This window comes from Paenibacillus sp. NPDC058898 (assembly GCF_049316025.1).
Classification (GTDB): Bacteria; Bacillota; Bacilli; order Paenibacillales; family Paenibacillaceae; genus Paenibacillus_AQ.
Map to the genome: position 1 here is coordinate 832,144 of NZ_JBMOSM010000001.1, position 23,677 is coordinate 855,820.

29 protein-coding genes and 1 pseudogene are annotated in these 23,677 nt (G+C 44.8%); 4 read left to right on the top strand and 26 right to left on the bottom strand.

Going from position 1 to position 23,677, the window contains the following annotated elements; translation table 11 throughout:
* Positions 1 to 36: 36 nt before the first annotated feature.
* The 8 genes and pseudogenes from ACOZB4_RS03580 to ACOZB4_RS03615 form a co-directional block, all read right to left on the bottom strand.
* Positions 37 to 432, bottom strand: a complete 396-nt coding sequence (locus ACOZB4_RS03580) for a VOC family protein (RefSeq protein WP_379405996.1) — start codon at positions 430 to 432, stop codon at positions 37 to 39.
* A 38-nt stretch (positions 433 to 470) separates the two neighbouring features.
* Positions 471 to 665, bottom strand: a complete 195-nt coding sequence (locus tag ACOZB4_RS03585) for an SRPBCC domain-containing protein (protein ID WP_379405994.1) — start codon at positions 663 to 665, stop codon at positions 471 to 473.
* A gap of 431 nt (positions 666 to 1,096) precedes the next feature.
* The gene (locus ACOZB4_RS03590) at positions 1,097 to 1,594 is read right to left on the bottom strand and encodes a DinB family protein (RefSeq protein WP_379405992.1); all 498 of its coding nucleotides are present in this window, start codon (positions 1,592 to 1,594) and stop codon (positions 1,097 to 1,099) included.
* 233 nt (positions 1,595 to 1,827) lie between these two features.
* Positions 1,828 to 2,058 carry a hypothetical protein gene (locus ACOZB4_RS03595; RefSeq protein ID WP_379405990.1) on the bottom strand — a complete coding sequence of 77 codons (231 nt, stop codon included), beginning with the start codon at positions 2,056 to 2,058 and terminating at the stop codon, positions 1,828 to 1,830.
* 117 nt (positions 2,059 to 2,175) lie between these two features.
* Complete coding sequence (locus tag ACOZB4_RS03600) at positions 2,176 to 2,952, bottom strand: TerC family protein (protein WP_098745678.1); 777 nt, start codon at positions 2,950 to 2,952, stop codon at positions 2,176 to 2,178.
* A gap of 249 nt (positions 2,953 to 3,201) precedes the next feature.
* Positions 3,202 to 3,396 (bottom strand): annotated as a pseudogene (locus ACOZB4_RS03605) (iron chaperone); the annotation flags it as partial.
* 221 nt (positions 3,397 to 3,617) lie between these two features.
* Positions 3,618 to 4,934 (bottom strand): DUF4179 domain-containing protein, encoded by a 1,317-nt coding sequence (locus tag ACOZB4_RS03610; protein ID WP_422759469.1) that lies wholly within the window; start codon positions 4,932 to 4,934, stop codon positions 3,618 to 3,620.
* Positions 4,888 to 5,463, bottom strand: coding sequence for an RNA polymerase sigma factor (locus ACOZB4_RS03615; protein WP_076321563.1), 576 nt, complete (start codon positions 5,461 to 5,463; stop codon positions 4,888 to 4,890). Before ACOZB4_RS03615 ends, ACOZB4_RS03610 begins: the two co-directional genes overlap by 47 nt.
* A gap of 268 nt (positions 5,464 to 5,731) precedes the next feature.
* On the opposite strand from ACOZB4_RS03615, the gene ACOZB4_RS03620 reads away from it, so the two are divergent.
* Complete coding sequence (locus ACOZB4_RS03620) at positions 5,732 to 6,139, top strand: FixH family protein (RefSeq protein WP_076321564.1); 408 nt, start codon at positions 5,732 to 5,734, stop codon at positions 6,137 to 6,139.
* A 6-nt stretch (positions 6,140 to 6,145) separates the two neighbouring features.
* Here the strand turns inward: ACOZB4_RS03620 and ACOZB4_RS03625 are convergent, their stop codons facing one another.
* Positions 6,146 to 6,832 carry a sulfite exporter TauE/SafE family protein gene (locus tag ACOZB4_RS03625; protein ID WP_379405985.1) on the bottom strand — a complete coding sequence of 229 codons (687 nt, stop codon included), beginning with the start codon at positions 6,830 to 6,832 and terminating at the stop codon, positions 6,146 to 6,148.
* Complete coding sequence (locus tag ACOZB4_RS03630; RefSeq protein WP_379405983.1) at positions 6,823 to 7,047, bottom strand: hypothetical protein; 225 nt, start codon at positions 7,045 to 7,047, stop codon at positions 6,823 to 6,825. Before ACOZB4_RS03630 ends, ACOZB4_RS03625 begins: the two co-directional genes overlap by 10 nt.
* Before the next feature lie 172 nt (positions 7,048 to 7,219).
* Between ACOZB4_RS03630 and ACOZB4_RS03635 the strand changes: the two genes are divergently transcribed.
* Positions 7,220 to 7,759, top strand: coding sequence for a hypothetical protein (locus ACOZB4_RS03635; protein ID WP_379405981.1), 540 nt, complete (start codon positions 7,220 to 7,222; stop codon positions 7,757 to 7,759).
* 87 nt (positions 7,760 to 7,846) lie between these two features.
* Here the strand turns inward: ACOZB4_RS03635 and ACOZB4_RS03640 are convergent, their stop codons facing one another.
* From ACOZB4_RS03640 to ACOZB4_RS03680, 9 genes are all read right to left on the bottom strand, one after another.
* On the bottom strand, positions 7,847 to 8,482 hold the full coding sequence (locus ACOZB4_RS03640) for a flavin reductase family protein (protein ID WP_379406156.1): 636 nt from the start codon (positions 8,480 to 8,482) through the stop codon (positions 7,847 to 7,849).
* 154 nt (positions 8,483 to 8,636) lie between these two features.
* Positions 8,637 to 9,062: a disulfide oxidoreductase gene (locus ACOZB4_RS03645; protein ID WP_076321569.1), complete on the bottom strand. Its 426-nt coding sequence runs from the start codon at positions 9,060 to 9,062 to the stop codon at positions 8,637 to 8,639.
* Between the two features lie 510 nt (positions 9,063 to 9,572).
* Positions 9,573 to 11,117, bottom strand: coding sequence for a right-handed parallel beta-helix repeat-containing protein (locus tag ACOZB4_RS03650; protein ID WP_379405979.1), 1,545 nt, complete (start codon positions 11,115 to 11,117; stop codon positions 9,573 to 9,575).
* A gap of 177 nt (positions 11,118 to 11,294) precedes the next feature.
* Positions 11,295 to 11,609: a thioredoxin gene (gene trxA / locus ACOZB4_RS03655; protein WP_076322157.1), complete on the bottom strand. Its 315-nt coding sequence runs from the start codon at positions 11,607 to 11,609 to the stop codon at positions 11,295 to 11,297.
* A 55-nt stretch (positions 11,610 to 11,664) separates the two neighbouring features.
* The gene (locus tag ACOZB4_RS03660; RefSeq protein WP_379405976.1) at positions 11,665 to 12,555 is read right to left on the bottom strand and encodes a class I SAM-dependent methyltransferase; all 891 of its coding nucleotides are present in this window, start codon (positions 12,553 to 12,555) and stop codon (positions 11,665 to 11,667) included.
* A 429-nt stretch (positions 12,556 to 12,984) separates the two neighbouring features.
* Positions 12,985 to 13,689 (bottom strand): hypothetical protein, encoded by a 705-nt coding sequence (locus ACOZB4_RS03665; protein WP_379405974.1) that lies wholly within the window; start codon positions 13,687 to 13,689, stop codon positions 12,985 to 12,987.
* A 20-nt stretch (positions 13,690 to 13,709) separates the two neighbouring features.
* The gene (locus tag ACOZB4_RS03670) at positions 13,710 to 14,420 is read right to left on the bottom strand and encodes an ABC transporter permease (protein ID WP_379405972.1); all 711 of its coding nucleotides are present in this window, start codon (positions 14,418 to 14,420) and stop codon (positions 13,710 to 13,712) included.
* The gene (locus ACOZB4_RS03675) at positions 14,417 to 15,271 is read right to left on the bottom strand and encodes an ABC transporter ATP-binding protein (RefSeq protein WP_379405970.1); all 855 of its coding nucleotides are present in this window, start codon (positions 15,269 to 15,271) and stop codon (positions 14,417 to 14,419) included. The genes ACOZB4_RS03670 and ACOZB4_RS03675 overlap by 4 nt, the downstream gene beginning before the upstream one ends.
* Complete coding sequence (locus tag ACOZB4_RS03680) at positions 15,268 to 15,900, bottom strand: TetR/AcrR family transcriptional regulator (RefSeq protein ID WP_379405968.1); 633 nt, start codon at positions 15,898 to 15,900, stop codon at positions 15,268 to 15,270. Before ACOZB4_RS03680 ends, ACOZB4_RS03675 begins: the two co-directional genes overlap by 4 nt.
* Positions 15,901 to 16,063: 163 nt before the next feature.
* On the opposite strand from ACOZB4_RS03680, the gene ACOZB4_RS03685 reads away from it, so the two are divergent.
* Positions 16,064 to 17,317 (top strand): cation:proton antiporter, encoded by a 1,254-nt coding sequence (locus tag ACOZB4_RS03685; RefSeq protein ID WP_379405966.1) that lies wholly within the window; start codon positions 16,064 to 16,066, stop codon positions 17,315 to 17,317.
* Complete coding sequence (locus tag ACOZB4_RS03690) at positions 17,310 to 17,981, top strand: universal stress protein (protein ID WP_379405964.1); 672 nt, start codon at positions 17,310 to 17,312, stop codon at positions 17,979 to 17,981. The genes ACOZB4_RS03685 and ACOZB4_RS03690 overlap by 8 nt, the downstream gene beginning before the upstream one ends.
* A gap of 146 nt (positions 17,982 to 18,127) precedes the next feature.
* Here the strand turns inward: ACOZB4_RS03690 and ACOZB4_RS03695 are convergent, their stop codons facing one another.
* The 7 genes from ACOZB4_RS03695 to ACOZB4_RS03725 all read right to left on the bottom strand — a co-directional run bounded on the left by ACOZB4_RS03695 (position 18,128) and on the right by ACOZB4_RS03725 (position 23,663).
* A complete protein-coding gene (locus ACOZB4_RS03695; protein WP_379405962.1) occupies positions 18,128 to 19,285 on the bottom strand; it encodes a glycosyltransferase in 1,158 nt (385 codons plus the stop codon).
* Positions 19,282 to 19,899 carry a TetR/AcrR family transcriptional regulator gene (locus ACOZB4_RS03700; RefSeq protein WP_379405960.1) on the bottom strand — a complete coding sequence of 206 codons (618 nt, stop codon included), beginning with the start codon at positions 19,897 to 19,899 and terminating at the stop codon, positions 19,282 to 19,284. Before ACOZB4_RS03700 ends, ACOZB4_RS03695 begins: the two co-directional genes overlap by 4 nt.
* Positions 19,900 to 20,097: 198 nt before the next feature.
* The gene (locus tag ACOZB4_RS03705; protein ID WP_379405958.1) at positions 20,098 to 20,937 is read right to left on the bottom strand and encodes a formylglycine-generating enzyme family protein; all 840 of its coding nucleotides are present in this window, start codon (positions 20,935 to 20,937) and stop codon (positions 20,098 to 20,100) included.
* A 289-nt stretch (positions 20,938 to 21,226) separates the two neighbouring features.
* On the bottom strand, positions 21,227 to 21,862 hold the full coding sequence (locus ACOZB4_RS03710) for a glycoside hydrolase family 11 protein (protein ID WP_379405956.1): 636 nt from the start codon (positions 21,860 to 21,862) through the stop codon (positions 21,227 to 21,229).
* 340 nt (positions 21,863 to 22,202) lie between these two features.
* Positions 22,203 to 22,649 carry a hypothetical protein gene (locus tag ACOZB4_RS03715; protein ID WP_379405954.1) on the bottom strand — a complete coding sequence of 149 codons (447 nt, stop codon included), beginning with the start codon at positions 22,647 to 22,649 and terminating at the stop codon, positions 22,203 to 22,205.
* Positions 22,633 to 23,106: a MerR family transcriptional regulator gene (locus tag ACOZB4_RS03720; protein ID WP_379405952.1), complete on the bottom strand. Its 474-nt coding sequence runs from the start codon at positions 23,104 to 23,106 to the stop codon at positions 22,633 to 22,635. Before ACOZB4_RS03720 ends, ACOZB4_RS03715 begins: the two co-directional genes overlap by 17 nt.
* A gap of 143 nt (positions 23,107 to 23,249) precedes the next feature.
* Entirely contained in the window at positions 23,250 to 23,663 is a 414-nt protein-coding gene (locus tag ACOZB4_RS03725) for a hypothetical protein (RefSeq protein ID WP_076321575.1), read from the bottom strand.
* Between the last annotated feature and the right edge of the window lie 14 nt (positions 23,664 to 23,677).

Genomic DNA, 23,677 nt, shown 5'->3' on the forward strand with positions numbered 1-23,677 from the left:
CCTCATCATCGTTGACCTCCGCCTGAAGACTGAAATCTATAACAATTGCTGCGCTATCTCCCAGACATGTCCTGCCGGATCTGTGAAGGCAGCAGTGCGTACCCCCCATGGTCGATCCACTGGACCATTAAGTAGAGCAACACCTTGTTTATTCAATTCATTACATACTGCATCCACATCTTCCACCCTAATGGTAAACTGGAAACGAGATCCGGATTCTCGGCTTGCAACTGTTCCAGGATGGATCAGACCGTATGCCTCGGAAATATTCAGGAGGTTAATGCTCATATTTCCGAAATCAAATACTGCAGACACTTCGTCTTCATATGTGGTGGAACATCGAAATACTTCTTGATAGAACGCTCTCACCCTTTGCAAATCCTCCACAAACAACGTTATAACATCTACATTCATCGACCCTAATGTCTTCATACGTACACTCCTTCAACAATCAGATTAAATGGAAGGTTTTACACTATCTGATTTGAACCAACGTTTCCCGTTAACGTCAGTTGGTATTTGGAAAAATCAACGCCATCAGGACCGAGCATGATAAACTCCCATGTACCGTCCGGCTTCATATCAAACTGCTGAATAGTCATCGTAAAACCTTGTGGCCCCCACCACTTCGATAGGTGTTCCTCTTTCGTCCAAACATCAAACACAAGATCACGTGAAGCATCAAATACGCGGGTGATTACAATCTCGCATTCACCTACTTGCGTCGCAATTTTGTTTGTTGCATTTGTTTTGGTTCATGTCCATCCCTCCAATATGAATTTGACTTGTTGACAACTCCTATTTTCGATCATAGCAAATTAATAATACATGGATTTCTTTTAGATTGCTCTTTTGAATAACACAATGATTACACTCGAAAACGCCCAGTTTCCTTAAATAATTGATTCAATAAAACTGCCCGTTATCTTCAGGTTTGGCTTCCAAGGCCGATTGGAATTAGAGTATCATCTGCTCAGTTAGAATATAATTTTTTTGTCTATATCCGCTGACAAAAAAAGCCGCGATTTCCGCGACTTCGTATGTGTATGTGTTCTTGTCTCGTACAAGTGCCCTGCGACTATTCGGCGCTTCTCGTTCACTTGCCTTCCTCATCGGCTGAGGGACCGTAGATGCCCGGCACCGGAATATCAAGCAGCCGCAAATATACCCCGAGCTGCGCCCGATGGTGAACCATATGGCTTAAACCGAAGGTGCGAAGCGCGACTGCCCGCGGTTGGCGCAGAATGATATGGTCGCCGTTCCGCAAGGTCCATTCCTCTGCGAGCGCTTTCTCATCGCATTCGGCTAACAGCTGTTCAAGCTTGATAACGTTCGCGTCAAATTCCTCCAGCATGTCTTCGCGTCTTTCCAAAGCTTCCCGCCGAAGCGGCACGGTCGAAAGATCGAATTCCGGGTAAAGAAAAATCGCGACTTGCCAGTTCAGCAAGTTGATCAGGTGCGTGGCGAGCCCGCCTAACGTCATGGATTTGACGTGCGGTTTCCACGTCATATGCTCCTCGGGTAAGCACTCTAGGATGCGGCGCGTATGGGCCAATTCGTGCAGAGCGTCTCCGATGATCAGTTGTTTCACCATAAATTCCCACTCCTCCCTAATATGGTTAGCATACTATAAATCCGATCGAGTGAAAAGGCTTGTCTCGGTCGTTCGGCATCCGATAACGGACTACATTTCCAGAACATATGTCCCTCCTCTGCATTCGAGGACTCAGTAATCCCCGTCATCGGCCGCTGGCCCAGGAGCAGACGGCTGATCGCATCCGCGTTATAGCCGAAGCCATGCCAGCTACTACTATTATCAGTATGATATCAGTCTTTATCTTCGTATTCAGCCCTTAAGTACGTTAAAATCTCCAAGGTACTCGGTTTTTCTTCAATGCCTTCGTTCTGAAGCATTTTTACGTATAACTTCCTTGCTTCGGCTAGTGTACATCCTGTTTTCTCTTGCACATATTTACAGACATGGAGCACATAGTTCTTTTGTAAATAATCCAAAACCTCAGCAGAATCAACCGTTTCGCCATTTATTTCATAATACATATATCAAGAACCCCTTGGTCTGTCTTTATTTGTTATCAATGAATCCTATTCAATCTGATGCAAAATGGCCCTCCGATACGGAAAGGCCATCTGCCTGCAATGAAGGAAAGCACGGAACTAGAGTTGACCGGTTTGTGACTGTTTATTTTTAGCAGGAGCAAACCAACCGAGAAGAGCTATCGCCACCAAGACACCATAGAAAATAATGGTCCAGACTGTGCTATGTGGGAAATCATGATTTAACACTCCAATATCTTCATGGGCCAAAGTAATCACAGCGAGCTTGACACCGACCCATGCCACGATGGCATAAGCCGTGGTCTCCAGTGCTGGCCGCTGCGCAAGCAGCTTTACAAACCATGTGGCAGCAAATTTGATCAGAACGAGCCCGGCGATTCCGCCAAGCACGACAACCAAGAATTGTCCTCCGTCCATACCGCCGAAATCCGGAAGCGGGGAATCTGGGAGACCCAGTGCCAAAGCCACTGCAGCAAGAATGGAATCAATTGCAAAGGCGAGATCTGCAATAGCAATTTTGCTTACCGTTGGCCAGAAGCCTTTACCGGCAGCATCTTTCTTTACGTCCTCGCGAATATTCGTGTTTTCCTTACCGAAACGCGCTTTGATGATGTGCTTTAACCCGAGGTATAGAAGATAAGCAGCTCCGATCGCCTGTATTTGCCAGACATTCGCAATAAACGATATTGCAAACAGAGCAGCGAAGCGAAAAACAAAAGCCATAATGATCCCATAATTAATAGCCTTCTTTTTCTGGTCCTCCGGTAAGTGCTTCGCGATCACTGCCAGAACAAGGGCATTATCCGCCGATAGTAAACCTTCCAATCCAATTAGAATTAGTAATGCCCAAGCATACTCCAACCAAAGTGATTCCAACAGTACTTCTCCCCTCTTAACTGAGAAATTTTATGGTTAAACCTCTGACTAAAACAACTAAGCTCCAGTTAAAGCAGCAGAGGTTTATTCCAGTTTTGATTATGCCATGACTCCCTTTCGTTATTACGTTGTCAAGTAACGTCTCGTTTCATTCATTTATGGCACAACTTTTCAATTTACTCTCTACAAGGCGACTCCTCGATCAGAAATCAAAAATCCCCTTTTCCAAGGGGATTTCCTTAAGTACTCTTATTTCCGCCAAAAAATTGAACAGTCTGCCTTACCTACATTAAACTCGATCATTTTCTCAAGTAATGAGAAATCAACCGGACTTTCCTACCGGATACGAATCAATTCTTTGGTGTGATCATAGCCAGCCTTCACAATTTCATCAGAAAAATGCTGAATCCCTACCCTTTCAGGGGCAACAGCCATATGATGTCGATCAGAGAAGCAAGACCCAGCATATCCGAAATCATCAGATCCATCCATTTAACTATTACAGACCTCACAGGTATTCAAAATATTGTTGCACTCCGTATGCTGCAGTCATGCTTATGACGAATCCAACAATAACAAATCCAATAATAATATTGGTTATCCTAACATGGCTATGAAATTAAACAAATTTGCATTTAGAAGTAAAAATTGATTATCCTGAAATGTTATTTGATATCTAAAGGAATGGATATAGTCTTATCGTACGTTTTAATATATTGAAATCCTTCCAGTAGCAAGTGTTCTGGTTTATCCCTTGTGTTAAATGAATACGTCTGCTCCCACAGGATGTTACCGTTATTCAGATCCCAAGGTCTTGAAGTGGACATCGATGATACGGGAACTGTGTTACCAGCTGCTAGTATGGATAAATTATCCGTTTCCAAGATTGTAAATTGTTTTCTGGCGATAACGATGTCATAACCTGTAGCTGTTTTTGTTACACTTCGAATCCATAACTTTTCTTCGCCTATCTTGATCGATTGATCTGATGGTGAGGCAAGGGAAATCGCTTCTTCCACTTTCTGAAATCCTTCGAATGCTTCGAGTATGAGTTCAATGGTCTTAACCTTCTCTGTAGGAAGCACATCAAATTCAATTTCGAATCCTGGGATGCCCGCTTCACCATTATGATTCGACCGCATTCCCCAGCGCTTTAATTCTGTTCCATTCACATATAGCTTTGTTTTCTCTGATATTCTCGGGTAACCCTTATTCTCCAGTTCATAATGTCCCTTCACAATCGTTGAGGTTGGTGAAGCCGTAATGGAGTCATAGTGAATCGCCCCCTGATCGACAGGAATGGATTTAGATATTTTCTGTTTTACAATGCTCTTCATCGCTTTATTCGCTTCAAACTTGAAGGAGATCGGATAGGAAGACCGTTCCCCATTATCCAACCACTTACTGAATGTAACAGTTAATGTTCTGGAGAATGGACTAACAGGCTCGAATTTATATACTCCCTCATATTGCGATTCGCCTTTGTTATAATGGCCGCTCCCTTCTTTCGGATCTGAATCAGTCAGGAACCCTTGCAATTTATCTACATTGTAATCAAACGATCCATCGGTATCAATAACGGAGCCTACGGGAAGCTTAATGGTGTAATACATTAGAAATGCATTATCGTCTGAAATAACACCATTGACAGTAATAATAGTGCCGTCATCAAACGTTTTGCTCTTATTGACCGTTTGTCCGTACCCATGCTCCGCCACTTCAGAAAAGCTGAGAGCGATCAATTCGTTTTTTTCAAGCAACTTGGCTCCATAATAAGCGAAGGCAGGATATTGATACATTCCGGCAATCAGAAGGAGGGCAGCTGCAGTTGATGCAATCCAAGGCAGAGCTATATTCCTTTTTCTTTTTTTGGCTGGCACATTCCGAAGTGCATTGCGGAGTCTGTTCTCAAGTTCTGATGGGGCTTGTACCATGTCAAAGCTCTGTTTGTACTCCTGTAATTTCTCCTCGATCGTTCTCATAACGATCACCTCCAATCAAGACTTTGAGCTTTTGTATTCCTTGTGACATTCTTGATTTGATTGTTCCAAGCGGTGCGCCCGTCATGTCCGCAATCGTCTGATACGGCAGGTCGTGGACATAACGAAGTTCGATCACTTCCCGTTGCTTTGCAGTCAGATGAGATAACAATAGCTGCATATCCATCTCAGATTCTGTTTTACGATATGGATTATCGTCAGTGAATCCAGCAAGGGATGATTCTTGTTCCTCTTCCATTGGAAGAAATCTCTTCTTTTTACGAAGTAATGTTTTGCACCGATTAACGAGAATGGTTTTGCTCCAGCTATAGAATGCTGCGCCATTTTGCAGCTGATCAACCTTTTCATAAATTGTAACGATCATGTCTTCCATCGCATCCATCGCATCGTGCTCGTTCCCCATATATGAATAAGCAAGACGATAATAAGCGTCCTGATCAGCCATGATTAGTTGTAATAAAGCTTCCTTGTTGCCTCTTTGGGCTTGTGAGACAAGACGGCTTACTTTCATTTTCTCCCTCCTTTTCATAGATAAGAGATGACTGAGGTGATAAAAGTTCATTTGGCACAAAAAAACCTCCGCAACTATGTCAGGGACGTTCCTACATCCCTGGAAGGTTGCAGAGGGGAAATTGTTCCGGTACGGATTTCTTGGCGATATTAATTTGGGTTCGGGCACATATTTCAGAACTAAAGCCTCATCTATATGTGCATGTTCTGACCTTTTCTTACATACCTATGAGAGAATACTCATGTTTTCAGGCGAAAGAAGGGATATCATGAAGACAAGATGGGGCATTGCTTTGTTGTTGCTCTTTATGATCGCGGCTATAATTCTGTACCGGCAAGTTCACGATCGTCCCAAAGTAGAAGATCTTTATACGGATGGGCAACTTCGCATGGAAATACAAACCGTTCACTCTGTTGCAGAACCCATGAAGGAGACGTCCTTTCAGGTTTTCATTACCGAGCTGCCTGAGAAGCCCGTTGTTAACGCCGATATCAAACTCAACCTCAAGATGCCAGATATGTTTTGTGGTGTGTTCCCCGCCGTAATTGTCGAATCAAAGCCGGGTGTATACAGTGCAACGGCCGTACCTGTTATGCAAGGACTTTGGCAGGCGGAAGCGGTCCTTCGTTGGGAGAATGAATATGTCACGGTGAAGACGTTGTTCAAAGTTCGCTAGTCCTGTTTACCATAACCATGGGTGAATTCCCGGAATCCATCCGTTGACGCTAAGTCCTTTTAAAATAGACAGCATTCCCACTGTAAAGGCCAAAATCCCTCCGAATTTACGCATTCCACTACGCCACTTTTTCGTCAAACTGCCGGCAGACAGCCCCGTTAGGAGCAGAATGGGAAAAGTCGAAAGTCCAAACACCAGCATGATCAAGAGACCTTCCAAACCAGAACCGGATGCCGCTGCACTCATGTGCATCGCATAGGTCAAACCGCATGGAATAAAACCGAGTAGAAGGCCGGTTAGAAAAGTCGCAAACAACTCATATCGCTGACCAAGCCGTTCCAATTTCAGATGAAAAAACGAATGTCTCGGCAGATGAGCGTTATAAATGGGCAATGTGTACCGCCGAAAAGTCCACAGCAGAATGAGCAGTCCACCAATGATGCTGGCCGCACCTTGAAAGCCTACAAAGCTGCCAGCCACATCCAGGAAAGAGCCCATGATCCCCATAAAGCCTCCGATCATTGTGTACGTTGTCACTCTGCCAGCGTTGTAGGCTAACACAGAAGCAAGCGGAGAACTGCTGGTTCGAAGGGCCAGAGACGAAACAATCCCTCCGCACATAATCAGACAATGCGGCGCCCCCATCAAGCCAGTCAGTGCTACTAACAGCAATCCGCTCCCCGTCAAGGCCATGCTCTTACACCCCGCTGTACCCCTGACTGGGGGCCAAGCGAATGACCGACAGCCAGCAAAGAGCTGACTTCCATACCGGTTGGAATCTCTGCTTTTGGCTTCAAATCCTGTCCGAGCCTTCCTCCATCTATTTTCGGTTTCCCCCACATACGTAATATCGTTCCAAGAAGCATTCCATCCTCCTTCCCGGCCACATTATATATGCCGTTCTTCATAGGATTGCCGCATCCATTCATTGTATGAAGGTGCGCAAATATTAAGAATAGCTATGAGGCTGCGTGATTATGGGGCTGGAGAAATTAGAGCTAGGTTTTCTACTAATATATTGATAGGTTACAAATTATGGTATATGCTATAAGCACTACAACTGAAGAGGTGCATATCCTAATGAAAAAGACTTTTGTATTACTTTTGATGCTGGCATTGTTCATTCCGTCACAGGCTTTTGCAGCATCCGTTTCTACGTCTGAGATTCATAAACTGTACTTTAAGGACTATAACGCACAGGTGAAAAAAGTGAAGGCTGCCCAAAAAGCGTACAAGCACCCTGTGTGCGTGAATGTGACCTCGCTAACCACTCAATTCAAACAACTTTCTACTGAATATAACAGCCTTAAGAAGGCTAAAGCCAGTAAAGAAGCGTTGAGCCAAGCGAAAATGTCACTTGATAAGGCAAAAAAAAGTCTCAGCGAAGCAAAGAAAACTTGTAGCAAGCAGACATCCGACATAAAAAAAAGAAGCAACGTCATGCTAAAGAAATTGAACAAATACAAATCCGACAGCATTCAAGAGATCAAGTCTTATATGCAAGGCAAAAATAAAATGTCTTCGGAAGAGTTCAGCAAGTACATATCTGGAATGAACACTTATATCAATACCAGCATCGAAGAAATTTTAGTTTTCCTTGGAGCACCAGCGGCAGGTTGAATCCTGTCGCTTTTTTTATTGCAAACTTGTTGAGTTCAAGCCAAACGCTAGTCCCAAATCGCATACCCTTATATGCCACACCACTCATTACATATTCATGCTTTCAACTGAATGTGGTCCGAATACCGGGGCTAATTTAGATGCAGAAAATTGCTCACTTAAACCGAAATATTCACAAAAATTCATAATCATCGGATTCCATTTCGAAGGATCAATATAATTTGATTGGCCATCTATAAGAAGATTTTCCTCGATATGAACCTTTTCAATATGCACTTCGATGGCAACAAGTGAACTTGGTTCTTCAAAAGGATGGAGCTTTACAAACCTGGCTTCCAGATGGACGGGGCATTCTTTCACACGCGGTGCTTGAACAAGCTGGGACGGAAGTTGATTTAACCCTGCGACACCAAATTTATTCGCCTCAAACTTATATCCCCTCTCTGCTTTCGACTCAGGGACTGGGTTGCGACCTGTCAACAGGGTCAGACGATCAACTGCGGGAATCAAGTCAATCGACGGGAGATTAAGCACACACTCACCTTCACGGATTATATTTTGCACAGTCTGAGACTTGCTGCTCATTCCAAGCATACATGATTGATTGAGCCACCAGGCAGAGGACATCGGAGCCAGGTTGGGGGTGCCGTCTTCGTTGATCGTACTTATCAACACGACCGAAGTCCCGAAATAGTGGATTTTGGGGTTGATTACTTTATGCATAACAAATTCCATCTCCTCGTCATGATTTTTAAGTAATGTATCACAAGCTCCTTGTTGGAGGATAGGGATATGGAATAAGACCGCAAGATATAAAAAGTGGGTGATGATTGAAAACAGCCGACCATTAGGCCGGCTGTTACGTGTCATTTACTTATCACTGGTTTGTTTGTTGCTTCTGCGAGCGCAGGGCCATCAATAGAGCTACAGCGATGAGCACGAACGCGGCAAATGCCAGCATCGGAATCGTCAACCAGCCGAACCAATTCAAGTAGTCATTCAAGCAGGAGACCGGCCCGCATGCAGCAATACCCGACTCTTTGGGGAGCTTTTGAATAATACTATGATATGTAGATATGCCTCCGCCAATGATAACCAGGGGCAGGATATATGGGACGATGTGCGTCTTTTGCCGATATGCTGCGATTCCCAAAACAATGACTAATGGATACATGAAGATCCGTTGATACCAACATAAGACGCATGGCGTAAAATGCCATACTTCACTAAGAAACAAACTTCCGCTAGTTGCTACAGCTGATACAGTCCATGCAAAAAATAACCAAACTCCTGTTTTATTCATTTTTCAAGCTACTTCCCTTCTATTCCATTCTTGTTCCAGCAGCCTTACGACTCGGTATTATTACATGATTTTCTCATTTTCTCTTAATTATCTATATATGAAAATGGCTCATTCGGGCTATATGTGATCATGAGTCAAAAAAAGACTGCCGGTCATATTTACCGACAGCCTTCTTAAGATTTTCATTTTCCATCAATACAATACAATCATCCAGGCATTGGGGTTCCCTGATTCCAAAAAGCCAATAGTCTGTCATGGTTGAAACGTGGCCAGCTGGCGCAGCGTGTTCGTAATATTGCCACGGTGGTAGGTGCCATGGGAAGTTCTTTGATTCTTCCCAGGATTGTTTGGTTGGCCCATGTGTAGTAGTTATACTTTTCTACTGATTGATTCGTCATTCGTTCCATCAAGTCACAGATAGTTATTGTTCCGAATGCTGCCGAGCCAGCTTGCTACTAGGCTCCCTTAACATTTCAGCTCTGTTTTGCCCATTTTCAAAAAAACATTGCTCTACTCATCCGCGCCGATGTTCACATTGGCTCCTTGCACTCTTGGCTCACCGTCAATGTCCTGCGTTCCGATGATCGCGTGATCCGTCGAACCAGCATCAATCGCTGGGGACGAAGACTGAAGATGAAAATCGCCACCGGGAGCATTTACGAATTTAGGATCCATGAACAAAGAATGCGCATCGTTGCCGGTTCCCGCTTTGTATGCGGAGAAGCCAGTATAGTCTTTGCTCTTCCATGTCCAGAATGCATCTGGACTACCGCCTGGAGAATAATATAGATTGTAATCCACGACGTTTCCTGAATTTTTGGCATATTCATTGTAGATCAGCACACCTGTGGAACTGGCCACAAAGATATTGTTCTTGATCACGTTATTTCTCGTATCATACTGGACATAGAGCTGTCCGCTACCATCACCTAAAATATCGTTATTGTAGACGGTGTTGTTTACGACTTTACAATTCACCGTTGAGCCCCGCTCCTCGTCGTATCCTCCCATGGCGATCCCCGTCAACCGGTTATTGTGCACCATGTTGCTTCGAATCGTAATATTGCTGGTGGATTTGCCCGCATGCTCGGAGGCAATTTCAATGCCGATATCATTGTTGTAGCTGTAGTTCTGCTCAATGATGCTGTCTTTGCCGCCATCAACATAAATACCGCCAGCTGAGTTACTGTTATTCGGGATTTTTTTCCCATAAGAAGGATTGTTGTTGGAAGAAATGTTGTATATCCGATTACCTTTCACCAAGCCATTTCGGGCCTGGTCGTATGCTTCTTCCGGCGCTGTCCCCTCGAAACCGATAATATCGATCCCGATGTTGTCGTTATCGTGAATGAGATTGTCAGTTACCGCGAACTTATCTACATTACCATTCAGTACCAGTGTCTCACTGGAACCAAGGACAAGATTGTACAGCTCATTACTATGAATCGTAATGTCATGAAGCGATTCCGGAGCTTTGGTGCCATATACGGCGATACCATGAGCATCTCTTCCAAGCAAATCGCTGCCGGTTGGTGTGACCGTGCTCTTGATATCGTGGATCTTGTTGTTGGTCAGATTAATAAAGCCGCCTGAGCCTTGAACATAGATTCCAACAGGCACCGCATTTCTGGAAGTCGTCGTATAATTGCGAATCTCCAAGCCCTGAATAGTAATGTAATTCACATCTTTTATCTCGATTAGCCCTTCGATCCCGTTGACTGAAAGTCCAGCACCATCAATGATGGCTTTCTCCGAACCGTAGTTCGTGAAAGTAATGGGACCTTGTGCAGCTGTCCCGGAGCGCGTTATCTTGAGCTTCTGATTGTATACGCCGTCCCGAACGTAAATCATGCTACCCGGATCAGCCTCGTCAGCCGCATGCTGCAGCGTCTTCCATGGCGCACGGATCGTCCCTGGATTGGAGTCGCTGCCATCGCTGGCGACATAATATTCTGTACTGGCTGCCGACACGGCGGTAGGTTGCACATTTCCAGAATCTAAACCAATTACAGTCATGCTCAATCCCACGAGCATAGCCTTTACTAATTTCAACATCGTTCCTCATCTCCCATCTGTTCATATTTATATTACATTGAGGTCATCCATGAAGTCACGACGAATATGGAAAAAGCCAAAAAAGCCGCCCACAAAGCACGACTTCTTGTGCATGCATACCGTGATCCCTTTGAGATCTAATTTCTATTTATAAAGAACTCCTTTCATTTTGATCCTTTAATTGGAGGCAGTGCGATGTTTCAAGACATGTTTCGGCAATATGCCTGATTCTTTATAAAGAAGCTTCCCATCTTTGAAAATAAGGGTGGTCGGTATGCTCATAATCTGATATTGGGAAGATGTCGCCGGGTTATCGTCTACATTAACTTTAACTACTTTAATGGAACCTTTTGCTTCCCTTTCAAATTCCTCAAGAACGGGTGCAAACATTCTGCACGGACCACACCAAGAAGCCCAAAAATTCACTACGGTTACTCCTTCGGTTTGGACCATCCCTTTAAAAGTAGAATCTGTTGCGTGTTGAATCGCCATCACTATCATCCTTTCATCTTCTTGGTCTGACTACGTAACATGTGCGTAGTCTCGATCAAATTTTTCTTGAGTACATCCTTTGATCCTTCATTCGAACCAGTACTTTGCCATAACGACCACTCTGCCGGATGGTTACTTTGCCGGACGGATACGCTTGCTCCAAATAGTCTGCAACCAATTTCCGATTCTGATCATCTGCAGCAAGACCGTGACTGCGAAGCCAGTTCATCATTTCTTGTAACGCCGCTTCTCTTGTAACTTCCGTCGTTTTCGTTTCCCGTGTGATAAGGGACTCATAGGAATAGCCTTTGAGATACAGCAGATGAAGCAAATATCCGAACTCCAAGTGCTTCGATTGGAAGGGCTGACCGGTGATGAGCGGCCAGATTTCATTCACCAAACTGAGCTCCATAGAGCCTGCCGGCATACTGATATAACAATAATCCCGTGCGCATTGTAAAATCTTTTCGACGCTATCCCAATCCAGAATGACCGGACACATCGAAACAAAGACAAGATTGAAGGCATTGTCCCAGTCTCTGGCCAGCACGTCAATATCTTCAAAAGGTTCCGGTACAATCTTCACCTGGTCATCGGCGAATTTTGTAATATTTTCCTTCAGCAATTCGATCAATGGCAGAGAGGATTCTACGGCAGTTACGCGGGCCCCTCGCTCTGCAAACGGCACCGAAAATACTCCCGAAGCGGCGCCAATGTCCAGTACAGAGGCGTTGTCGAATTGAACCCCTTGTCCTTCAAGCCAATTCATGATCCGTGTGGTCCGTTTTCTTCCCTCTTCATTAAATGATTGCTCATTGAAGGTCTTCGCCTTATGATCAAAGGTTCGGGTCGGGTCGATTCCGGTCTTTTTCATCTTGTTCACAACGCGTTCGCCGTGTTCTTTCCATGCCTCCTCCCAAATGGCTTCATTAAAAAAATCATTCATAACATCCATCTCTCTTCCGCTATAATTTCTGAGGGCAGTGAAAAGCCCGCCGAGCCGCCTCCAATAAACTCCACATCGAATGTTGGTGATCATTGGTTTTTTTGCTTTTACGGATCTACATTATCCATAATTGGAGCGAAAATAACCTTCTTGCATACGCTATTGTTCCATTGCTTATGAGCCTGATCCGGTACGGACTGTATTATGGATGTTTGATATCCATAATACACGATTCAACTTCAGTTTGCAATACCATTTTTAGTCGCAATTTGCTTTATCTATATGCTGACAGTTGACTTTCGGGTGCTGAATGGTATAACCGATGGTTAGACACGAGTAACAACAGCCGATCATTTCGATCGGCTGTTTTCTGTCATCAGATATGACAAGAACCTATATCTTTATTAGAGCGATCCATGGTGACCCCAGTTAAGATTGTCTATTGTTAAAAACCGACACCATAAAATATAAGTACACAGCATGCAGGAGCAATCCGATCGAACAAAAGAGTATTGCCAGGAAAGGCTCATTCTGCGTCATGAAATAAGGTACCTTGGCAGGCCAATACGTTGGGAGCCAAGCGCCTAACATCTGCCAAGCTCCTGGAACGAAGTAAGCCACTACAGGACCTGCTATGAACAGCCCTCCTATTTTAGACAAGGCTAATCCTTCCACCTTATTCGCTGAGAATGCAGCCAGGAACAACGAAAATAATGGCGCCTCCAATGCCAATAACAGCAAAACCCCTAGTTTATCCCAGTGAATATCCGACAAAGTGGAAAAAGACAAATATACCATGGACAAACCGGTGCATAACAGAAAAGGAAGTGTCACTCTATATAGCAAATAACCTTTACGCATTATAGGAGTAACCGCATAATATGCAATCACATTCTCATCACGTTCGTCGAGCATAAGGAGACCCGTGAGCATTCCTGTCAGCATAGGGATCGTAACAACCAATAGCGATGCAGCAAAGCCACGGTACGGCTCCAAATGAAACGAATAGTTTACATCGAGCCAATGGACGGCAACAGGGAATCCAAACCTCGATAGAAACAGAAGTACCAGCGGACCGAACAAAGCTGCCAGCAGAACGGGGTCCTTCCATGCATGCCGTAGATCCCTTATCATAAGGGTTTTATATCTCCTCATTAAGGCCCCCCTCCCTCACCTACCCGCATCAGCACATGTCGTGTATAGGATCGTTGTGCCCAGATGTAAGCCGCAAAGTTCCAGATCAACAGGATACATAAGGAATATAGAACACTGCCAATAGATAGTCCTCCACTAGGAGACACTAATAACCGGAGTGTTCCTTCGGTTGGAAGGACGAGAAACAGGTCTTCATGCCACAATTGAAGGAAACCAAACAATGGAAGGATGAATGGCAATGCGTAAACCTGCACCATCAGAATAAAACCGTTAATTGTCCGTTGGCGTGCCGCCACCCCAATCGATAGCAAGGTCATGAAGGTTGAGGTTAAGACAATACCGGTAGAAAAAGCAAGCGGATATTCAGGCAGACTGCCGGTCGCCATATGGATGACCCAGCCTGCCGCAAGGGATAACACCGACAGAGAAGCCACCTTCGCCAGCAAATATTCCCGAATGTGTACCGGCGCTACAAACAGCGGATCGTGGACGCCTTGGTCCCTCTCCAGAAGGACCATACCGCCAGCCATGATAAGTCCCAGGGCGGCGGGATCACTGAAGGTCAGCACAATCGCTGTTTTCTCTTGGTAAGCCTCGGGTATGAATCGGAGCAGAATCCAATAACAGGAACAGACGAATACATAAACCCAATAGAAACCGTGGCGCCACTGGAAACGGAGATCGAAAACAAATAAGCTTAGGCCTTTCATACAAGCTGCCTCCCCGTAACCTCAATAAAAATTTGTTCGAGCGATGCCTCTTGCGTATGAATGGTTTCGGGAGGGAAATCCTGTATGAGCTGAAGAAATTGGATATTCTCACCGATGCCATCGAGAGAAAATATGGCCTCCTTTACATCACCATCCCTGCTGTATTCGACTCGGACCTCTTTTCTTCCCTTGCGAAGTTTCAATCTTCTGGGTGAATCGATTAATTTGATTTCACCGTCGACGATAAAGGCTACCCGATCACAAAGCTCTTCTGCCGCTTGCATATTATGCGTTGTTATAAGAACTGTCTTGCCGGCAGCCTTTTTGGCAAGTATCAATTCCTTCATTCGCTGGGCATTGACGGGATCTAATCCGGAAGTAGGTTCATCCAGAAATAGTATTTCTGGATCATGCTGTAACGCTCGGCAGAAATTCAACCTCATCTTCATGCCCTTGGATAGCTGGGAAACCTTCATATTTGCGGCATCCGTCAGATCGACTTGTTCCAGCAGTTTCATTGGGTCCTCAGTCTCCCCCCTGTAAAGGGAACGAAAGAGCTTTAAATTTTCGAGAACCGAAAATTTGCTGTAGAAGTTCGGGAATTCAAAAGCTACTCCGATTCGCTCGTAATAATCGGGACCCGTATCCCTGATCTCGTTACCCATGACTTTTATACTTCCTTGATATCCTTTCAGAACGCCGATGAGCAGTTTTTGCGTTGTGCTTTTACCAGCGCCGGACGGGCCGAGAAACCCAAAAATTTCGCCAGCCGGAATGACAAAATCAAGCCCATGCAGGGTCGGCACTTTTCGATTTGGATACGTGTAATGAAGCCCTCTTACTTCGATCACGACGCTCCATCTCCCTTCGCCCCTTCAGACACTGCAAGCATGCCGGCAGATAATAACTCGACTAACAATTCGACTGTAGATGTAAATTGCTCTTCTCCAATCTCTTTCTTGTGCAGCGTAAGCAGTGCCAAGGATCTGATCATGCCCACGATGGATTCGGGTGCCGTACCAGGTAAAATGCCTGCCTGCTGCCAAGCCGTAATGACAGGCAAGAGCGCGTCTTGATCCTCCGTAAAGTTACGCTCCAGCAGCGCTTTCGGCAGTTTCCTGAACAACAGCTCCATCTCCCCGCGATCCATCATCTGCCGAAGCAGCGGACTCTCGTCCATCAGCCTTAGGGAATACAAGAGAAACCGTTTAATGCTTCCTTTGCTGCAGACCTCCTCAGGAGGGAATAAATCCAGAACGGCATTACGGATTCGCTGCTCCTCCTCCAGAATCAGTTCATAATATATTTCCTCTTTGGATCCGAAAAACATATAAAACGAGCCTTGGGCAATGCCGACGGCCTTTGTTAGATCTTCAACGCTCGTTTTGCGGAGACCCGCCGTTTCGAAATGATGGCGTGCCTCAGTCAGCAGTTTTTGGCGAATCCATTCGCGTTCTTCATCCGAAAATTTTCTGGGCATGTTGCATTTCACATCCTTAAATTAAGTATATCATGATTCTGTGAATAAATTTATTTTATATTCATAAAATACCCCCTCCTTTCCCGCATGTCAATACTTTTGGTGTTACTGGACCTTTAGGTTACAATAAATGGAGATTTTATCCTTTGACGAGGGGTGCGTTATGCATCATTTTAATGAGGTTTTCGTTCAATTGCTGATTTTGCTTGCGATATCGATGGGAGTTATCGCGATAGCAAAAAAAATGAATCAGCCTTACTCTATTGCACTGGTTATTGTAGGCCTGCTGCTTGGTTTGATCCATGTACCGGTGTTGGATGAGGCCGAATCCTTTATAACTCAATCGAATGTGTTTCAAGCGATCATTATCTCCTTGTTCCTGCCTATCCTTCTTGGAGACGCCACGTTAAAGCTTCCGTTCTCCCATCTTCGTAAACAAGGAAAGCCGGTGATTGCTCTCGCCTTTGGCGGCACCTTGCTCTCTTTCCTTCTTATTGCCCTAGCCATGTATGGGTTTATGGGATTGCCTCTGATTGTTGCATTTACCTTTGCTGCTTTGATGAGTGCCACGGATCCGATCAGTGTCATCTCCATTTTCAAATCTTTAGGCGTACCAAAGAAAATTGTGACCATCATCGAAGGGGAGTCGCTGTTTAATGACGGAATTGCCGTTGTGTTATTTCAGATCTCCTCTGTTTATCTGCTCACGTATCTGGAAATGGGTTGGGTGGGAATCGGCAGCGGCGTACTGCTTTTTCTAAAGTTTAGTGTTGGTGGTATCGCGGTTGGAGGCGTGTTGGGGTATCTATTCTCACAGCTCATTCGCTTCTATGATGATTATCCGCTGGAGATTGCTTTCTCTATGCTCCTGTTCTTCGGAAGTTTCTTTATTGCCGAGCATTTCCACGTATCCGGCGTGATCGCCGTCGTTGTGGGTGGCTTAATTTTCGGCAGTTACGGAGCGCGCATCGGGATGTCGGATACAACCAAGATGAACATTAATTCGTTCTGGGACGTCATCACGTTAATAGCAAATTCGTTGATTTTCTTAATGATCGGTCTCGAAATCAAGCATATTCACTTCGCGGACAAGTGGGCGTTAATCGGGGCAGCCATTCTTATTGTTTTAATTGGAAGAACATTGGCCATCTACGTGAGCCTGTATTTCCTAAAATCCTTCCCTTCTTCATGGAAAGTGGTTTTGAATTGGGGCGGTTTAAAGGGCAGCTTGTCGATCGCACTCGCCTTAAGCTTGCCCACAACTTTCGATGGTCGCAACGATATACTCGTGCTCACCTTTAGTGTTGTCCTCTTCTCACTTCTCGTTCAGGGGTTAACCATCAAACCTTTGGTTAAGAAGTTTGGATTAGCCAGCCCCATGAAGGAAAAAGAAAGGAATGATATCACTGTTGAATAATGAAAAAATACTTGTATGCGTGTATTACGGTCCGAACGGAGAACGCCTTATCCACCGAGGCGGCGAATTAGCCAAACTTCTTCAGTGTCCCCTGTTTGTGTTAAGCGTTATACCCAAACGTGAGAATGAGCTCGATCAGGCACAAGAAAGGTATTTGGCCGAGTGGCAAACGAAATGTGATGAATATGAGGCAACCTTTATCGTCAAAACGAATGCAGATCGGAAAGCTTCGGAAATTATTGCGGAAACCGCCAAGAATCTTCATATAACTCAACTAATTATCGGACAATCCGGACAAACGCGATGGCAAGAAATTACGCGCGGATCGTTTGTCAACGAACTGCTAAACCAGATAGGCGAAACGGATTTGCACATTGTAGCGGTTCAAAGGATGGATGATCAGATGGCTGACACCCATGAACGGGGAATTCGAGTCACGGTGTTCAGAGATGGTTCTCATTATCTGCTTGGCAATAAGGAATCCGAGGGTGATCCTATAGCCGAAGGTCTATTTTTCAAGGAATTAAATACCGATTTTGACACCGGTTTGCTGAAAATAAAAACAGATCACGAGATCCAATATTTAAAAATAAGTCGTGGAAAAGTGGTAGACTCGTCTTTTTTCCAAAACAGAGAATGGGATGAGAAACCCAGCGATCATTAAAGTATGGGAGTGGAACTGTGAGAAGACCATATATGAATTCGAACGATCGAAATATACAACATTCCGCTCCTGACAACATGGAATTCTTCATCAACAAGCTTTAAAAATTAACACAATTGATATCGGCAGTATTCTGGCAGCATCTCTCAAGATTGAGCGTGTAACCGTCTTTCAATAAACTCTACGGTACGATCAATACCTCTCTCCTCTTGAATTTTGCCTGACAGTGCCATTGAATGGGCTGCCAGTGATGAATCACTTGTTAGCTCCGTTATTCGCTCAACCAAACTGGCTACAGACATTGATTTTTCAGGAAGCGGCTTGGTCGATACACCTAACTCATACATACGTTTTGCCCAGAAAGGCTGATCCGCATTAAACGGAGATATGGTCATCGGCTTCCCTGCCTTCAGAACGGCCGCTGTCGTCCCTGCTCCACCATGATGAATAACGCCTGCAGCGCGTGGAAACAGCCATGCATGCGGTGCTTCCTGTATACACAGGATGTTCTCGGCCCCATCCCCAGAAGCTTGCATTCCACTCCAGCCAACCACAATAATGCCGCGTTGCCCCGTTCGTTGTAATGCTTGCATGGTCATTTCCAGCACACGATCAGGATGCTTTAGAGGCATGCTGCTATAACTGATAATGATCGGCGGGGGACCTGACTCGATAAATGACTCCAGCTCAACTGGTGGATCCCAATCCTTATCTTCCAGAAACCAAAATCCCTCCATACAGACGCGATCCTTCCATTTCGGGTCAAATGGCATAATCGAAGGACTACAACCATAAAGCACCGGGATATCACGTCCGTTTACGCACAAATCATCGGAGAATATACTTCGCGGAGGTAAATTCAACGTCTCGCTTCTCCATGTATTCATCAATTTCTTGAAAGATAATAGCATTAAACGGTTGAGGTGATAGCTTTTTTCATTTATCCATCGATTTCTGAAGGTGAAAGGTAAAATGGGATTGGTAAAAGCACCTGTCGGTGCAATGATCGGAATCCTCAGGTCATCGAGCATTTGCTGCATCATAGGATATATAAGCTTTTTCATCTGCTTCATTATCTCGAAGGGATTGCTGCCCAGCATGCGTTTTCCTTCCACAGATTGCGCTAGTTTCATGATATTTGCCCGAATGGGTGCGAAACCGACACTATGTCCGCGAACAAAGCCCTCGAAATCCTGGGATGTGCATATAACTACATCATATCCGTTGTTCTGGAGAACTCGGGCAAGGGCAATGAACGGCTGAACATCTCCCCTTGTTCCGATGGTGAGTAACTTTATTTTCACTCATTTCCCTCCTTACGATAAATGCCGTACCTTAGCATATCCAAATAAGATTTTGTGTCTAAAACTGCACTTATCTCGAGTTCTCCTGTAGAATTCTCGTCAAACGATTTAGCCATTTGCTTCGTAATTAGAGATTCCAGGGAGAGCAATACGAATTCGATCGCTTGTTTGGGGTCGATTCCTTCTCTAAAACGGCTCTGATCGATCCTGCTTGTAAGTAGGTGTATGGAATCCTCGTTCATTTGCTGTTGTTTGACCAGAAGATCCGCTTTCAGCTCTTCCGGCATAACCACAAATGTTTTAGCCATAAATCCAAACCTGATGGGGTCACTTTTAAATACATCCATCTTTTTTTGAGATAATTGCTCTATCGCCTGAAACAGATCCTCGGAGAGGTCCATGGGTGACGAAGTCAGTGTATGGTAGTAGTGCTTCAAGCATTCATCCACCACCGTTAAATACAAAGTTCTTTTATCCGAGAAATAATGGAACAGAATTCCCTTGGATACGCCAGCTGCTTTGGTAATTTGATTGGTTGAAGCTCCTTCATAGCCCTTGTGATAAAACTCTACTAAAGCTGCTTGCAAAATAGTTTGTTTTTTATTCGGCTCCATTGTTTTAGTACTCCACCTCCACCGATTGACCACCTGGTCAATATGATTTGAGCTATTGTAATACACGTTGACCATGTGGTCAATAGTTCGCTAGATACCAACGGCTAACGAACAAAAAACCGCCCTCTTCAGAGGACGGCGGGCGGTTTATATCATTTTTTGGGCGAATGAATCAACCTTAATTATGTCTTGTTCCGGCTATTCTCCGCGAACGACACGAAAACCCTGATCGGGGCCAAAGCCATTGGGATCGAACTTACCTCGGAACGATATCTCGTTGTTGCTGACGTCGCCAATCCAACCTCCACCCTTTACTACTCGGAAGGAACCGCTTGGACTATCCAAGTCGCCATGCCAGTCCCAGCACCATTCCCTTACGTTTCCAGACATATCGTAAACCCCCAACTCGTTGGGTTTCTGGGTACCGATCGATTTTGTTGTATTATGATTGCTCTCTATGATAGGCCAGTTCCAATCCCCAGTTAGGTATTTGTCTCCGGCGTTTTTCCAATACCATGCGACCTCGTCGGCATTATTGCTTCCGCTGTAGATGTAACCCTTGCTATTCTGACCTCCGCCTGCAGCATATTCCCACTCGGCTTCTGTAGGCAATCGGTAACCGTTAGCTCCCTCATTGATCGTGACAATCCATTTGATATGATCGTTATCATTCCTATTATTTGGATCTTTCTTACCCTTGTTTATGTTGTAATAAGGTTTTAAGCCCTCTAGAATACTTCTTTGATTACAATACTCCACAACGTCATACCAACTCACCATTTCCACCGGCAAATGGTCGCCTTTGAATGCAGAGGGATTACTGCCCATGACTTCCACCCACTCTTTTTGAGTGACCTCATATTTGCCAATGTAAAAGTTCGATACGGTTGCGTTTTTTTCAGCGTAGTTAGACTGGTTGTTCTTAGAGGTCCCACCTTCCACAAATACAAAGCCATCTATCTTTTCAGACTTCACTTGTGAACAAGCGCCGATCACAACCATTGTTGCTATTAAAAAGAACATTAATAGCTTTCTCATTGATATATCTCCTTTATGCTGATGCTGATAGGAACACTGATAGGCCATGACGGCATGTAACTTCCCCGCCGTTACGTTGAAGGCCGTTCGTATGGCGAGAAACGGCCCGCAACGTATCCGGACTTAGGGGTAAACGAAGGAAACGGTCACCGGTCTGTCTCCAATGCGGGGGATTGAAGTTTCCTTATGGTCGATTCGTTGTTGATACATATCAGACAGCACAAACCCCGCTTATCCTCAGAGACAGCCCTACCACTCCCGTTCGCTTGAGTTTATTGATGACGATGGGTTACCACACTGTTACGTTTGAGCTCCCGCTACTTTGATAACCCTCTGTTGCTAACACCTGATATGACCAGCTGCTTCCCAGATTCATTCCCTTGCTTGCCCATGCGTTCACGTGGTTGCTGAAAGTGATGGACGAGTTGACCCCGGTCTCTCTTTTCGATTGTCGAACACTCCAGTACTGGGCAAACGTTTGTGTGCCGTCAATGGAAGGTGCGTTGTATCTCATGGTCGTATAGATGTCATATGTGCCCCCATCACTGGTTACCGTGCCTTTATGAGTCCCGGTAGGTCGATACGTACCCCAGCTGTCAACGACGTAATATTCGATGAGTGCGTTTCTAGTCCATCCATAGAGAGTCAAATATCCATTGCCGGACGGCGCCCACACGCCGGCATTGTAGTTAATCGTCCGGTTTGGCGATCCCGTATTCCAGCCTTTACCGACAACAAAATTCCCGGTGTTTTGCCAGGTCACGCTGTAATTACCGCCGGAGCCGTTAACGGCATTAACCGTTCCGCCGCCATCGGTCCAATTTTGCCAATAGTCGGTCGCAGCACTTGAGGTCGTTGCAAACAAACCAAAACTCATGGTAGCTGCAAGAATGACCGTCATCAACTTCTTACTGAATTTAAACATAATCTACCTCCTCATATTTTGATTTATCTTTTTCCTTTTACCTCCTTTCTAAGTAAATTATAGAATGACAGCGGTTACATGACACTTAGCAAATTAAATATGATATCTAGATTATTTTACAATTTTAGGCACTTGCGACCTTATGGAACAGGTCGGAAAGATTAAGACAAAAAAAGAAGACTGCCGGTAATTTACGCCGACAGTCTTATCATCCAAGTAGTATATTCTTTTTCCTTTTCGCTGGACAACCCGATGAATAGCTAGCCTTTGTTTGATTTCTCACCGTTTTTTCCATCCACGGCTCATTGATGCCAGCCATGCTTCTTCTGGTTTGATTTCGTCACACCACCCGACCAGAATGTGGCGTCTGATCTCCGAACTCCTTTGGCTTCCTTCTTATGCCGATTATGATGAAGGTGACATAGATTATGATCGCAATCGAATCGATGAACGTATCCGCAAGTGCCGATACGTCTTGTAATGCCGTTATGCCAAGAATGACCAGCAACCGGACGATTAGAAGCGACACGATGGTCCATGCGGCAAACCGAATCTTCATATAGTCGCTTTGGAATGACATGAATATGAACACGATGCCGAAGACCAGATTTTCCGCCGTGATGATGTGCCAGACATACATGAATACGGTTCGGGTGTCCATCGCTATCGCACTCACATGGAGCATCGGCAGCACTGCGGATTGCCCATTCCATGCGTGTGTAAAGGCAAACAGTATCGCCAGAATGCCAGCAATCAAAAAATAGAAATTCCTAACGTTGATGCCCATGACATCCCTCCTCGGATATTCCCGGTTCCTGCTTGCGAATAGACCGGTAAAGTTCGCGAACGATTTCTGCCAGCCGTTGGTCGCTTTCATGATTAAAGTCCCTTAGCGTTTCGGCTGCTACGTCGAGCAATTGACTGACCTTTTCCAGATGGGCAATTTTCTTACGCGTTTCTGCATTCTTCGCATCGAGGAACGAAGCAACCTCACGGCAATAAGCTGGATCTACATTCTCCATTCTGTGGAACCCAAACGTTCCCTTGATCTCGTTAAGAGTGAAGTCCGCATACTGCATGATTTGAATATTCATCAAATCGATGAGGTCGTTCTTCGAATACCTGCGGTACCGATTGTCTTCACGGGACGGCGATACGATCCCAATCCGGTCATAGTACCGGAGCGTATCCTTTGGAATCCCAAGTAACTGACAAACCTCTTGTATAGAATAAAGTTTTTCCATGTATTCAAAGTAACATTGGAGTAAGCTCCAATGTCAAGTCAATTTGTATATTCAATTTCGCATAATCAAGCAATCTCCAGATTCGTTGTGAGTCTGTTAAAGACAGATAAAAAAAGACCGTCCAATTATGGACGGTCCAAGCATTAGTATGATCTTGCAGCCAATGAAATCCAGTAGGGTCCTCCACCATCATTTACAACCACTTTGATTTTGTAGGTTCCTTCGATTTTGGGTTTAGTCTCCAGTTTAACTTGATAATCAGTCCGAGATGTTGAATTACCTGAAGCAAAAAGATTGCCATTTGGATCATAAACAAGGAGCTCCATGCCAGCGCGTTCATCATCCCCCAGCCAGACACGTAAGTTCACTCCATCTGATTTTGCATAATCAAAAGTAACCTCATCTTCACCTGATATAACGAAATTCCATTGATCATGAGCAAGCGGGGTGATAATGCTGGATGATTGAGTTTGTAATGGCGTGTATGCAAATGCACTTGCTGGAATAGATAATAAAACTGCAGTAGCGGTAAGAATACTAGCAATTCTCTTTTTCATAGGCGCACGCTCCT